At 64.7% G+C, this 13,345-nt stretch carries 11 protein-coding genes; 5 read left to right on the top strand and 6 right to left on the bottom strand.

Features of this window, described 5'->3' with window-relative positions:
* Nucleotides 1–41: 41 nt before the first annotated feature.
* The 4 genes from tcuA to AC5ZFO_RS33350 all read left to right on the top strand — a co-directional run bounded on the left by tcuA (nucleotide 42) and on the right by AC5ZFO_RS33350 (nucleotide 3,334).
* Nucleotides 42–1,433 carry an FAD-dependent tricarballylate dehydrogenase TcuA gene (gene tcuA, locus AC5ZFO_RS33365; RefSeq protein ID WP_282524844.1) on the top strand — a complete coding sequence of 464 codons (1,392 nt, stop codon included), beginning with the start codon at nucleotides 42–44 and terminating at the stop codon, nucleotides 1,431–1,433.
* On the top strand, nucleotides 1,420–2,526 hold the full coding sequence (gene tcuB, locus AC5ZFO_RS33360) for a tricarballylate utilization 4Fe-4S protein TcuB (RefSeq protein WP_282524843.1): 1,107 nt from the start codon (nucleotides 1,420–1,422) through the stop codon (nucleotides 2,524–2,526). The genes tcuA and tcuB overlap by 14 nt, the downstream gene beginning before the upstream one ends.
* Before the next feature lie 72 nt (nucleotides 2,527–2,598).
* Nucleotides 2,599–2,757 (top strand): DUF5993 family protein, encoded by a 159-nt coding sequence (locus tag AC5ZFO_RS33355; RefSeq protein ID WP_282524842.1) that lies wholly within the window; start codon nucleotides 2,599–2,601, stop codon nucleotides 2,755–2,757.
* A gap of 25 nt (nucleotides 2,758–2,782) precedes the next feature.
* Nucleotides 2,783–3,334, top strand: coding sequence for a disulfide bond formation protein B (locus tag AC5ZFO_RS33350; RefSeq protein ID WP_282524841.1), 552 nt, complete (start codon nucleotides 2,783–2,785; stop codon nucleotides 3,332–3,334).
* A 45-nt stretch (nucleotides 3,335–3,379) separates the two neighbouring features.
* On the opposite strand, the gene AC5ZFO_RS33345 is transcribed toward AC5ZFO_RS33350, so the two are convergent.
* Both AC5ZFO_RS33345 and AC5ZFO_RS33340 read right to left on the bottom strand, forming a co-directional pair.
* On the bottom strand, nucleotides 3,380–6,784 hold the full coding sequence (locus AC5ZFO_RS33345; protein WP_496123036.1) for an acyl-[ACP]--phospholipid O-acyltransferase: 3,405 nt from the start codon (nucleotides 6,782–6,784) through the stop codon (nucleotides 3,380–3,382).
* Nucleotides 6,785–7,147: 363 nt separating this feature from the next.
* Nucleotides 7,148–7,414 carry a hypothetical protein gene (locus AC5ZFO_RS33340; protein ID WP_282524873.1) on the bottom strand — a complete coding sequence of 89 codons (267 nt, stop codon included), beginning with the start codon at nucleotides 7,412–7,414 and terminating at the stop codon, nucleotides 7,148–7,150.
* 51 nt (nucleotides 7,415–7,465) lie between these two features.
* On the opposite strand from AC5ZFO_RS33340, the gene AC5ZFO_RS33335 reads away from it, so the two are divergent.
* Nucleotides 7,466–8,098: a TetR/AcrR family transcriptional regulator gene (locus AC5ZFO_RS33335; RefSeq protein WP_282524839.1), complete on the top strand. Its 633-nt coding sequence runs from the start codon at nucleotides 7,466–7,468 to the stop codon at nucleotides 8,096–8,098.
* A 13-nt stretch (nucleotides 8,099–8,111) separates the two neighbouring features.
* Here AC5ZFO_RS33335 and AC5ZFO_RS33330 read toward each other — a convergent pair whose 3' ends face one another.
* The 4 genes from AC5ZFO_RS33330 to AC5ZFO_RS33315 form a co-directional block, all read right to left on the bottom strand.
* Complete coding sequence (locus AC5ZFO_RS33330) at nucleotides 8,112–9,050, bottom strand: autotransporter outer membrane beta-barrel domain-containing protein (protein WP_282524838.1); 939 nt, start codon at nucleotides 9,048–9,050, stop codon at nucleotides 8,112–8,114.
* Between the two features lie 334 nt (nucleotides 9,051–9,384).
* Nucleotides 9,385–10,698, bottom strand: a complete 1,314-nt coding sequence (locus AC5ZFO_RS33325; RefSeq protein WP_282524837.1) for a GGDEF domain-containing protein — start codon at nucleotides 10,696–10,698, stop codon at nucleotides 9,385–9,387.
* Nucleotides 10,699–10,943: 245 nt separating this feature from the next.
* Nucleotides 10,944–12,248, bottom strand: coding sequence for a nicotinate phosphoribosyltransferase (gene pncB, locus AC5ZFO_RS33320; protein WP_041955082.1), 1,305 nt, complete (start codon nucleotides 12,246–12,248; stop codon nucleotides 10,944–10,946).
* 80 nt (nucleotides 12,249–12,328) lie between these two features.
* Nucleotides 12,329–13,258, bottom strand: coding sequence for a LysR family transcriptional regulator (locus AC5ZFO_RS33315; protein WP_282524836.1), 930 nt, complete (start codon nucleotides 13,256–13,258; stop codon nucleotides 12,329–12,331).
* Nucleotides 13,259–13,345 lie beyond the last annotated feature (87 nt).

Genomic DNA, 13,345 nt, shown 5'->3' with positions numbered 1-13,345 from the left:
GCGGCAGAATGTCTCTAACTTCGTCGCATCGGGCAGACAGGATGAGCAGCAAATACGATGTGCTGGTGATCGGCGGCGGCAATGCGGCACTGTGCGCGGCGATCTCGGCGCGCCGCGGCGGTGCCTCAGTGCTCGTGCTGGAGGGCGCGCCTAAGTTCTATCGCGGCGGCAACACCCGCCACACCCGCAACATGCGCTGCGCCCATGATGCGGCGACTGAGATCCTGACCGGTCCCTACACCGAAGAGGAATTCTGGCAAGATCTGCTGCTGGTGACGGGCGGCCAGACCGACGAGGACCTCGCGCGGCACATGATCCGGGAGTCCAAGGATATCCTGAACTGGATCGTTGAGCAGGGCGTGCGCTGGCAGCCCTCGCTCGGTGGCACGCTGAGCCTTGGCCGTACCAACTCCTTCTTTCTCGGCGGCGGCCGCGCGATGCTGAACGCGCTCTATCTCACCGCCGAGCGGCTCGGTGTCGACGTCGAATACGACGCCGAGGTCACCGACATCGTGATCGAGGACGGCATGTTCCTCGCTGCGCGCCTCAAGCGGCCGATCAAGGGCGAGACCGAGATCCGCGCGACGTCGCTGGTCGCCGCGGCCGGCGGGTTCGAGGCCAACATCGAATGGCTGAAGCAATATTGGGGCGAGGCCGCCGACAATTTCCTGATCCGCGGCACGCCCTATAACCGCGGCTCGATCCTGAAGATGCTGCTCGACAAGGGCGTGCAGGAGGTCGGCGATCCCACCCAGTGCCATGCGGTCGCGATCGACGCCCGTGCGCCGAAGTTCGACGGCGGCATCATCACGCGCCACGACTCTGTCGTGTTCGGCATCGTCGTCAACAAGCATTCGCAGCGCTTCTATGACGAGGGCGAGGACATCTGGCCGAAGCGCTACGCGATCTGGGGCCGGCTGGTCGCGGCGCAGCCCGACCAGATCGCCCACATCATCTTCGATTCGACCGTCGTCACCAGATTCATGCCGACTCTGTTCCCGCCGATCGCCGGGCAGACCGTCGCCGAGCTGGCCGGCAAGCTCGAGCTCGATCCGGCTGCGCTGGAAAAGACCATCACCGAGTTCAATGCGGCGGTGCGTCCCGGTACGTTCGACCATACTATCCTGGACGATTGTGTGACTGAAGGCATCACACCGCCGAAGACGCATTGGGCGCGCAAAATCGAGACGCCGCCCTATCTCGCCTATCCGGTGCGGCCGGGCATTACCTTCACCTATCTCGGCACGCGCGTGACCAAGGAGGCGCGGATGCTGATGGCTGACGGCAAGCCGTCCGCCAACATGTTCGCGGCCGGCGAGATCATGGCGGGCAACGTGCTCGGCAAGGGCTACGCGGCCGGCATGGGCATGACCATCGGCAGCGTGTTCGGGCGGATCGCGGGACGGGAAGCGGCGAAACATGCACGGAACTAGAATTTTAGACGAAGCCGACCGTCTGATGACGGTGTGCAATTCATGCCGCTACTGCGAGGGTCTTTGCGCGGTATTTCCGGCCATGGAGATGCGGCGCGCCTTCTCCGACGGAGATCTCAACTATCTCGCAAACCTCTGCCATTCCTGCGGCGCCTGCTACGTCGATTGCCAGTTTTCGCCGCCACACGAGTTCAACGTCAATGTCCCGAAGACGCTCGCGGTCGCGCGTGCCGAGTCCTACGCGGCCTATGCCTGGCCGCAGGCACTGTCCGGTGCCTTCGCCCGCAACGGGCTCGTCATCAGCGTCATCGCCGCGCTCAGCATGGCCGCCTTCATCCTTGGTTTCGCGGCCTTGAACGACCGCAGCGTGCTGTTCGGCGTTCATACCGGGCCGGGCGCGTTCTACAGACTGATGCCGCACAACGCGATGGCCGCATTGTTCAGCGCCGCCTTCCTCTACGCGATCCTGGCGCTGGTCATGAGCGTGCGCGCGTTCTGGCGCGATATCGGCACGCCCATTGGCGGTCGCGCCGACGGCGGCTCGATTTTCCAGGCGATCCGCGATGCCGGCGAGCTGCGCTATCTCCACGGCGGCGGCGTCGGCTGCTACAACGAGGACGACAAGCCGACCGACCGGCGCAAGCTTTTTCATCACCTGACGTTCTACGGTTTTCTGCTGTGCTTCGCCGCGACCTCAGTGGCCACGCTGTATCACTATCTCCTGTCCCGCGAGGCGCCGTATCCGTGGTGGGATCTGCCGGTCGTGCTCGGCACGCTCGGCGGCATCGGTCTCATCGTCGGTCCGATCGGGCTCTTCGCCGCGAAGATGCGCCGCGATCCGGCGCTGCTCGACGAGAACCGCTATGGCATGGACGTCGGCTTCATCGCCATGCTGTTTCTGACCGGCTTCACCGGCATAGCGCTGCTAGTCTTGCGCGAGACCGCCGCCATGGGGCCGCTGCTGGCCCTGCATCTCGGTGCAGTGTTCGCGCTGTTCATCACCATGCCCTATGGCAAGTTCGTGCACGGCATCTATCGCTTCGTGGCGCTGGTGCGCTATGCGCAGGAGCGGCGCAGCGAAGCCGGCTCTTGAGAGGCATGCGCGGCTGACGTATCTCTTGGGCCCGTTCGCGCAGAGAGCGAATCGCTTTGGGAGCCCGCGCTCATGTACATGTTTCTGCCTTTTCTGCTGGCGCTCGCGGGCTGCGCGAGTGTCTGGCGTTCGCGCGTGGGACTGAGCTATGCGCTCTGGAGCGCTACAGTCGTGGTCACCGTCGCATGGTTCTTCCACCACGCGACCGATCCGCTCAAATTCTCGTTCTGACGGTGTCGAGATGGGCACTGCAGAGATGAGCGAGCAACGGCCGGTCGGCACGATCCTGAACATGCTTGGGATGCTCGGGATCTCGTTGATCCTGACGGTGGCGTTCACCTATCAGCTTGCGCTCGGCGAGCTGCCCTGTCCGCTTTGCCTCTTGCAAAGGGCCGGGTTCATCGCGGTCGGCATGGGGTTCCTGTTCAACATGCGCCTCGGTGAACGCGGGTCTCACTACGCGATGATCCTCATGGCCAGCCTCGTCACCGGCTTCATCTCGATGCGGCAGGTATCGCTGCATCTTGCGCCCGGCGACCCCGGATACGGCTCGGCGCTGTTTGGGCTGCACTTCTACACCTGGGCACTGATCGCGGCCGTCGGCGTCATCTGCTACGTCGCGCTCGTCTTCGTTCTCAAGGATATGGCCGGCGAGCGAGACGGGGATGCGCCGATGGGCGGGCCGGCATCGAACGTGGTGTGCGCGATCTTCGCGTTGCTGGTCGCCGCAAATCTGCTGTCCACCGTGCTGGAGTGCGGAGCGGGGCAGTGTGACGACAACCCGGTCCGCTATCTCCTGCTCAGGTGAAGGGACCGTCGCACCGGGTCTCCGCCGGTGCGACGATCGTGATGCTCACGCAACCTCGCGCTCCGACGAGGAGGCCTGCTCGCGGGCCATCGTCGTTGCCGTGACATAGTCGGTCTTGCCGGTGCCGAGCAACGGTACCTTGTCGACCACCATGATCGCCGCGGGCACGGTCAGCTCGGATGCGCCGATTGCCTTGGCCTGGCCCTGCATCGCGCTGCGTTCGGCGGTCTTCTCCGTCGTCAGCAGCACGATGCGCTCGCCCTTGCGCTGGTCGGGGATCGACACGGCGACCGAGGCGGCCTGCGGCCACAGCGCCGTCGCGATGCTCTCGACCGCCGACAGCGAGACCATTTCGCCCGCGATCTTGGCGAAGCGCTTGGCGCGTCCCTTGATGGTGATGAAGCCGGCTGCGTCGATCGCCACGATGTCGCCGGTGTCGTGCCAGCCCTCGGCGAGCGGTTCGAGCACGCCAGGGTTTTCGGCCCTGAGGTAACCGAGCATCACGTTCGGTCCGCGCACCGAGAGGCGGCCGCCTTCCTCGATGCCGGGGACCGGATCGAGGCGGCTTTCCATCAGCGGTGACAGGCGGCCGACGGTGCCGGGACGGTTGGCCATCGGCGTGTTCATCGCCAGCACCGGCGCGGTCTCGGTGACGCCGTAGCCTTCGAGGATGCGGATGCCGTAGCGCTCCATGAACACCTGACGGGTGCGATCCTTCACCGCCTCCGCGCCGGCGATCACCAGGCGCAGGGTGCGGAAGTCGTAGGCATGCGCCGAGCGTGCGTAGCCGGTGAGGAAGGTGTCGGTGCCGAACAGGATCGTCGCGCCGGTCTGGTAGATCAGCTCCGGCACGATCCGGTAGTGCAGCGGCGAAGGGTACATGTAGATCGGAATGCCCGCGAGCAGCGGCATCATCATTCCGCCGGTCAGCCCGAATGAGTGGAACACCGGCAGCACGTTGAACACCTTGTCATTGGCGTTGGCATCGACCCGCGCCAGCGCCTGCGCCGCATTCGCAAGGATGTTGCGATGGGACAGCACCACGCCCTTGGGCGTGCCTTCCGAGCCCGAGGTGAACAGCACGACGGCCGGATCGTTGGCCTGGCGGGCGACACGCGGTGCGGTGCCGGCGAGCAGGCCCTTGATCTTGTCGGCGGTGCCGATCGAAGCGCGGACGTCCTCGAGATAGACGACGCGGGCTTCCGCAGAGATCGCGGCCATCAGCTTGTCGAGCTTGCCCTTCTCGATGAAGGCCTTCGACGTCAGCACGGTCTTGACCTGCGCGGCCTTCATGGCGGCGAGGACGTTGACCGGTCCGGCCGAGAAGTTGAGCATGGCCGGGACCCGGCCGATGCTTTGCAGCGCCATGAAGACGACGGCGACGCCGGCGGAATTCGGCAGCAACACGCCGACATTCTCGCCGGCCACCGTGCCGGTTTCGAGCTTGCGGCTCAACACCTGCGCGCCGAGGATCAGCTTGCGATAGGTCAGCTTGGTGCCGAGCGCGTCCTCGACGATCACCTTGCCGGTGTCGCGGTCGCGATAGGCATGTCCGAGCGCTTCGAACAGGGTGTGGTCGAGCATGGCGTTCTTGACCATGGCGTCGATCATCACGTCCTGGAGCGCAGCGCCCGCGGCATTGCGGCGTGCCTTGCCCTTCAGCGCCGGATCGACCGGAAGCTTGACCGGCGGCAGGATCGTGACCGTCACCCGCGGAAACCACGAGCGCTTGATCTGGCTGCCGTTGAGATAGCTGAGATGCGAGCGCTGGGCGCCCTCGATACGGACAGGCACGACCACCGCATCGGCCTTGTCCGCGATCATCGCGGTGCCGTCATAGACCTTCATCAGCGAGCCGGAGACGGTGATGCGTCCTTCCGGGAAGATCACGACCGGTTCGCCGGCGGCGACGAGCTTGATCAAGTCGCGCGCGGCCAGCGGCTTGGTCGGATCCATGGTGTAGTGCTTGACCACCCGCAGGAACGGCTTGGCCCACCAGGCCTTGGAGATGCCGGTATCGACCGCGAAGCTCGCATCGATCGGCAGCACGGCATGCAGCAGCGGGCCGTCGATCAGGCTGACATGGTTGGGCGCGATCAGCATGCGCGTGCCCGGAGGCGGCAGGTTCTCGAGCCCGCGAATCTCGGTGCGGAACAGCGCGCGGAACAGCAGTCCGCCGAAGTCGCGCACGCCTTCCTTGCCCCACTTGGTCAGCACGAACCACACCGCGCCGAAGCTGGCGACGCCGAGGCCGAAGAAGATCCAGCCGACATGCAATCCGCCCGCCTGGAGCAGCGCGACGAACAGCGAGCCGGCCACCATGAAGGCTGCCTGGAGCACGTTGCCGGCGGCGATGATGCGGGCGCGCTCGTTCGGGGCAGACCACGCCTGGACGGCGGCGAACGACGGAACGACGAACAGGCCGCCGCCGAATGCGAAGGCGACGAAGTCGACCAGCATGCGCAAGCCCGCGAACGAGGTCGCAAAATCGGCCGCCGCGATATCCTGACCCTTGGCGGTCACGGCGATGGCCCAGGCGAGATCGAGGCCGGCAAAGCCCATGATGATGGCGCCGATCGGCACCAGCGCGAGGTTCGGGCGAACATGGCTCAGGCTGGCCGCGAACAGCGAGCCGATGGCAATGCCGATCGCGAAGGTCGCAAGGCACAGCGTCACCACGCCCTCGGTGCCACCGACGACGTCCTTGACCAGTGCCGGCAGCAGCGACAGCACGATGGCGCCGACCAGCCAGAACCACGAGACGATCACGGTGCCGTCCCACAGCCGGTGGTCGGCATGCAACGTCTCGAGCAAGCTGACCGTCGAAGTCCAGGGATTGGCATCGACGGGCAGATCAGGCGCGGAGGGCGTTGTTTGCGGAATGCGGGAAGCGAACGCCCATGACAACAGGGCCAGCACGACCACCGCCGAAGCAACCCAGCCCATATGCGCGGAGCCGGCCACGAACTGGCCGCCGGCGACGGTGCCGAGCAGGATGGCCATGAAGGTCGCACCTTCGACCAGCGCGTTGCCGGTCGCGAGCTCGCCGAGCTCGAGCTGATCCGGCAGCATGGCGTATTTCACGGGGCCGAACAGGGCGGCGATGACGCCGAACAGCGCGAGCGCCGTGAACAGCAGCGGCACCGAATGCAGGAAGAAGCCGGCGGCGGCAAAGGCCGCGGCAAAAATCTCGGTAAACTTCAATCGCCGCGCGATGACCGATTTGACGTATTTGTCGGCGAGCTGGCCGCCGAGCCCCGACAGGATGAAATAGGGGAAGATGAAGACGGCGCCTGCGACCGTCACCAGCGCGTCGCCGTGACCGGTCGCGGCACTGTAAAGCAGGATGATGACGAGTGCGTTCTTGAGCACGTTGTCATTGAGCGCCGAGAAAAATTGCGCCCAGAACAGCGGCGCGAAGCGGCGTGACGACATCAATTCCCTGATCATGACAAGTCCTGTTTTGGGAAGGCGGCCTGAAATTGTTACGTTGTCGGTGAGGCGTCACGACCGGAAGCTTACGGAACGAACGATGGCTGGATGACGACGGTTGCCGGCCTGCTCTGTTCCCCTCGACCCTTCCGATCCTGTTGGTCTCCAAATGGTCTCGTTAGGTTCGCAAATATCTGGTCGCAGCCGTGGTTCGGACGGACCGGCCGCGCTTTTCCGGATACCGCGCGGCGCGATGAGGAAAAGTTGAACCGCATCGCCAAAGGCCGCCACGTCGGCTGCGAAATGTCGGGACATGGTAAGTCCTTCCTTGCAACCGGGTCTTGCATTCGAGCCGACCGGAACGTCCCGGGTGCGCCCGCCTCAGGTGAGATGAGCGAGGTGGCGAAAGGGCGAGAGGCGGCCGAGCAGGCTGAACCGGCGGCCCGCATGACGGCTACGGGCTCGGTTGGCCCGCCACATCCGAAAGGTCGCGCGGCGCTCGGTGAGCACGCCGGCAATGTCGCAGGCATTTGCAATGCGATCGACCGGCGCCATCACGAACTTGAGGACGGCCCGGCCAAGTCCGGTCACGAGAGCCGCGGCGTCATCGACGAAGGTGGAGGCGATATCAACAGCTAGGGTTTGCATTTTGCCGGTCTCCGGGTTAATTTGAACAATGTTCACATGAGTAGCTTGAAAATGAACAATGTTCAAGAAGAATCGCCACGCGACCAGAAAAAAAATCGACGGAGGCTCCAGATCCTGGAGATCGCCCGCGGCATAATTTCATCTAAGGGGCTGAGATCATTGAAGGTTCGAGACGTTGCGGAGGCCGCCAATTGCTCGGTGGGCAGCGTCTATAACGAGTTCGGCGACTTCGACGGGGTGATCCTGACGGTCAATCGGGAGACGGTTCAGGCCCTCACGGTGCGGCTCGGCGAGGTCCCGGGGGAAGATCCCGTTCGCCAGCTCTACGGGCTTGCCGAGACTTATCTCGAATTCTTCGCCGAGCACGCAAACCTGTTGCGCTCGCTGTTCGAGCATCGGATGGAGGACGACCGTCCTTATCCCGACGACATCCTTCAGATGGTGATGGACGCTTTCGCGCTGATGCATCCACCCCTGGTGCGGTTGCTACCGGATGCGGACGACGTGAGGATCGCGCTGCTGTCGCGCACGCTGTTTTCCGCCGTGCACGGCATCATCTCGCTCGGCCTCGAGGAGCGCATGGTGGCGGTGCCGCCCCAGATGCTGCGCCAGCAGGTCGAGCAATTCGTCGATACGCATCTCGCCGGCCTCGGGATCGTGCCGGTCGGCGCGCGGTCGCCTTGAGGAGGCCAAGCGGCTACCACGCGTATCGCAGGCTCGCGGTGCCGGAATAAGTGGTGCTGCGCGCCGCGAACTCGCCGTCGAACTTCGCCGACAGGGCAACGCCGTTCGAAAACTTCAGCTCGGCATCGGCGGATGCGAGCGCGGTGTTCTTGGCTGGCGTTGCGCCATTGACGATGAAGCTCGCGCCGGGCAGCGCCTGGAATGCGGCGACGAGCGTCGGGTCGCTCACCCAATCATGGGCCCAGGCCGCGCGGCCGTGCAATGTGAGGACCGAATTCGGCGTGACCAGCGTCGCGCGATCGAAGCGCGCGCCGAGCTCGCTCCGTGTGTCGGAGGCCGTGCGTCCCTGATAGGTCAGGCCAAAGCCGCTGCCGGCCAGATCGGCCTCGGTATAGGTCGGTGTGCGAAAAGCCCGCGCCTGCGCCGCCGCGTATGGCGTGAAGCCGCCAATCGGCGTGGCGAAGCGATAGCCGCCCTCGACGCGGCCTCCGACGGTTTGCGCGTCGAATTTGGCGGTGAGCTGGTTGCCGAACGGTGCGAGCCGGTCGGTCGACATCCAATGATTGGCCACTGCGAGAGAGGCGGCGAAATAGACCGGCCCTGTGCGCACGGCGGTGTAGACGCCGGCCTGGATTGCATCGCTCTTGCCGCCGCCGATCGCCTGCGCGAGGTCCCATTTGGTGCCGCCGCCCGACAGCGCGAAACCGACCAGCGCATCGCGGTCGAAATGGTAGTCGGCACCGGCCGCAACGCCGAAGGTGCGCGCGCTCAGGTCGTGACTGCCGATCACGACCGGGTCGCCACTGGTGCGGTTGGTACCGCCGAACGCAGTGCCCCAAGCCGTCCAGCGCTCCGCAAAGGCCGGCGCTTTCGCGGCTGGCGCGCCCAAGACTTTGTTGTAGGCGAGGGCGATATCGTCCGGCAGCGCGCCTCTGCCGGCACGGTGAACCACGACAGCGCGCTATCGGCAGCAAGAGCGCCGATTGCGGTACTCAAAAGAAGCGCGTGCCTCCGACACGTCTTCGTGCGACGGATCCGGGGCGGGGGCAACAAACCATTCCAAAGCACCTGCAAGCTCCTCTTTTGGGCACGGTCCGAGCGGAATTTGGGCCGCAACGTTGGCTGGTGCCATGTTTAGCGGGGGAGGTTCCGGCCATCGTGGATCAGCGCGCAAGGCGGTGTGGCGGAAAGCGAAAGACGCAGTTTTTCTGGGAGTAATGTGGCTGCGGCGTCACACAGCTTCGCCGTCGCGACGCCGTTGGACATGTCCGCAAACGGATGCCCTATCAGCCTCGCGCTGCGACCGCCTCGCGGGGACGGGCTGCAACGACGACGACGTCCGGTCTGCCGTTGTCGACCTGTACCCGGTTGCGCCCCTTTTCCTTGGCGCGGTAGCAGGCGGCATCCGCGCGCCGCATGGCGTCCTCGAGCGTGGTGTTGCCGTCCGCGATACAGGTGACGCCGATGCTGGCGGTCACCGCAAAGCAACGATCATCCCAGGCGAAGGTGAACAGCTCGAGCGATCTGCGCAGGCGTTCGGCGATATCGACGGTGGTCGAGGGCGAGCATTGCGGCAGGATCAGGCCGAATTCGTCGCCGCCGAGCCGGGCCACCAGATCATGCGGTCCCCGGTCCTGTTGCAGCAGGCGCGAGACCTGGCAGAGCAGGCGGTCGCCGGCGAGGTGGCCGCAGGTGTCGTTGACGCTCTTGAACTGGTCGAGGTCGAGCAGGATCAGGCCCAGCGAACCCGCCGCGGTGGTGTCCAGCACGCTTTGCAGGCGCCCCTCGAAGGCGCGGCGGTTGGACAGGCCGGTCAACCAGTCGTGCGACGCCTGCCATGCCAGGCGCTCCTTCTCGGCATGCAACGCATCCTCGAACGCCTGTCGTTGCAGCATCAAGCGCCGCGTGTGCCAGATCAGGAGCAGGATCAGCGTCGCGGCCGCCACGATGTTGATGCACGTCAGCGTCACCTTGATGGCGCGGGAGCCTTCGCCGAGGACAGTCGAGAACCGCTTTGCATGCACCGTGAACTGCGTGTTGAGCTCCGAGAGCCGCGACGACAGCAGCCGCAGGCGGTCGCGGTCCTCGATGGGTCCGTGCGCCAGCTCGGACCGGATGACCTCGCCGAAGACGCTGAGCTCCAGCAGCATGGGATCAGTGGCCGCCCACTCGTGGATCGCTTCCTGGAGGAAGCTGACGCGGCTGAAATAGCGGAACAGCCAGATCAATCCCGGAACGTCATCGGGATGGTTGCCGCCTTGCAGAAACCCGACGCGGGCAGCCTCGACGTCGACCGGATCGCGCTCGAGTGCCCAGCGCGCGAACTCATCGCCGATGGGAACGGCAAGGGAAGCCTGGTAGTGAGCGAACTGGCTCGCTTCGCCTGAATGCAGATAGAGGTTGAGGAAATAGACGGCGTTCTTCTGTGACCGCGACCACATCGCTTCGCCCGCGACATAGGCGCGGACCGATGACATCACCTCGAGGCTGAATCCCGCGATCGTTGCCTGGAGCACGACGACCATCACGAATGGCGAGACAAGCTTGATGACGTGAAGGAAACTGCGTTCCTTCGCCGACGTCGCTGTTCTGCGAAACACCCTGCATTCCCCAAATCGATCAACGACCCCACCGGAGCGTCGCGCCTGCAACGCCAAGTAGAGGGGAAAGTTGCTTAACTCGACCCCAAGACGCAGGCGACTGCACTGCAGGGTGAAAGCGTCGTGAAGCGGATGCCTGCAGATCGTTGCAAATGCCGACGAACCGGAACCGATGCGGTCGTGGCGTATCAATGCCTCGCATTCGTCCTGCGCGGTTTACCTGATCGAGAGAGTTTGGTCCGGCGCTAGACCAGCACCGGCTTGCGCACCCGGCCGGCGTCGCCGAACACGCGCAAATAACGTTCGATCTCGGATGGCATGCCGGTCGCCTTCTCCGGATTATCCGAGAGCTTGACGGCCGGGTGGCCGTCAACCGACGACACCTTGCAGACCAGCGAGATGGGATCGAGATTGAACGAGCCGTCCGGCGGGCAGCCGACGAAATCATTGGTGAGGTTGGTGCCCCAGCCGAAAGAGAGCCGCGAGCGACCGGAGAAGTGGTGGTAGGTCTCCTCGATCGAGCCGACATCCATCGCATCGGAGAAGACGAGCAGCTTGTCCTTGGGGTTGCGGCCCTTCTTTTCCCACCAGGCGATGATCTCCTCGCCGGCCTGGATCGGCGGCGCGCTGTCGGGGCGGAAGCCGGTCCAGTCGGCGACCCATTCCGGCGCATCGCGCAGGAAGGATTTGGTGCCGAAGGCGTCGGGCAGCGCGATCAGGAGGTTGCCGCCATAGGTCTGGCGCCATTGGTCGAGAATGCGATAGGGCGCCCAGCGCAACTCCTCGTCGTCCTTGGCAAGCGCAGCCGCGACCATCGGCAGCTCATGCGCATTGGTGCCGATCGCTTCGAGATCATTGTCCATCGCCAGCAGCACGTTGGAGGTGCCGATGAAGGACGGGCCCAGGCCTTCCTTCACCGCCTCGACGCACCAGCGCTGCCAGAGGAAGCCGTGGCGGCGGCGGGTGCCGAAATCGGAGAGCCGCAAATTCTCGAGCTGGCGCAGCCGCTCGACCTTGGTCCACAGCTTGGCCTTGGCGCGGGCATAGAGCACGTCGAGCTCGAAGCGGCCGCGGCCCTTCATCGCGGCGCGCGATCGCAACTCGTTGAGGATGGCGAGCGCCGGAATTTCCCACATCGTGGTGTGGGTCCAGGGGCCATGGAAATGCAGCTCGTACTGGCCCTCGACCTTGCGCAGCTCGTATTCGGGCAGCCGGAATTCGGCCAGCCAGCGGATGAAGTCCGCCGAGAACATGTGGGTCTTGCCGTAGAAGGTGTTACCGGCAAGCCAGATCAGCTCTTTCTTGGCGAAGCGGATGGTGCGGGCGTGGTCGAGCTGGGCGCGCAGCTCGCCCTCGTCGATGATCTCGGCCAGCCGCACATGGCGCGAGCGGTTGATGACCGAGAAGGTCACCTGCTGATCGGGATAATCCTCCCGAATCATCTGTAACATCAATAGCTTGTAGAAGTCGGTATCCAGCAGGCTGCGGATGATGGGGTCCAGCCGCCAGCTATGATTGTAGGTCCGGCTCGCAATATCGGTCACTGTCATGGCCGAATTCTAGCGTGGCGGCCCTCGCGCAACCAGTGGGTTTGGCGAAGGGCTGGCTTCCCTGAAATCGTGACCGAGGCTCAGTCTCCGGCCGCCGTTGCCGCCACGGTTTCGAGCTGGCCGCGGATCCAGCGATGGGCCGGGTCTTTCTGATAGCGCTGATGCCAGACCATGAACATTGGCAGCTCGGCCAGCGTCTTGGTTCGCGACGCCAGCGGAATCGGTACATGCGCAAAACCGCGCATCACACCGGAGGCGAGCAGGCTCGGCATGCTCGCCAGCATCTGCGAGCCGCGCAGGAAGGGCGGCACGCCGGAAAAGCTCGGCACGGAGATGGCGATGTCACGAAGAAAGCCGTTCGCCGCCAGCCGGCGGTCGAAGTCGAGCCGCTCGTTGTCGGTATAGACCACTGTGATGTGGCGTGCCGCGAGATAGGCGCTACGGCCGGCTGGCGCGGTGCGCGCCTTGGGATCGAAGTAGCAGACGTAATGATCGCTGAGCAGCCGCTTCTGTACGATGTCCACGCCGGATGGTGGCAGCGGCGTGACCATGAGATCGCAGCGGCTTTCGCGCAGCATCGCGGGCGACGGCGACTGCGAGGGGATCACGCGCAGGTTCAGGCTCCTGACCTGTCCCGCGACATGATCGAAGAACCGCGGCAACAGCAGATCGCGCTGGAAATCATTGGCGGCGATCGTCAGCGAAAGCTGCGCGCGTGCCGGCTCGAAGGTGACGCCGCCGGCAAAGCTGCGCATCTCGTCGATCAGCGCCCGCGCTTTCGCAGCCAATGCCTGAGCATGGGCGGTGGCGACGATGCCGCGGCCGGATTTGGCAAACAGCGGATCGCCCGCGATCCGCCGCAACTTGTTCAGCCCGTGACTGACCGCCGATTGCGTCAGACCAAGCCGCGTGGCTGCCGCCGTGACCGAGCCTTCCTCCAGCACGGCAAGGAACAGTTCGAGCGCGTGGCCGTCGAGCGCCAAATGATCGATTTCCTTCATGTAATTCATTATAATCGATCTATTTATCTTGAGAATAGATCGTCGCATGATCTCCCGATAAGCCGCGCCCCCACACCCGGGCGCCACAGGGAGAGA

It is taken from the genome of Bradyrhizobium sp. Unk1 (assembly GCF_059512345.1).
The sequence above is the reverse complement of the archived record's forward strand: the minus strand, read 5'-3'. Positions and strand labels throughout refer to the sequence as shown.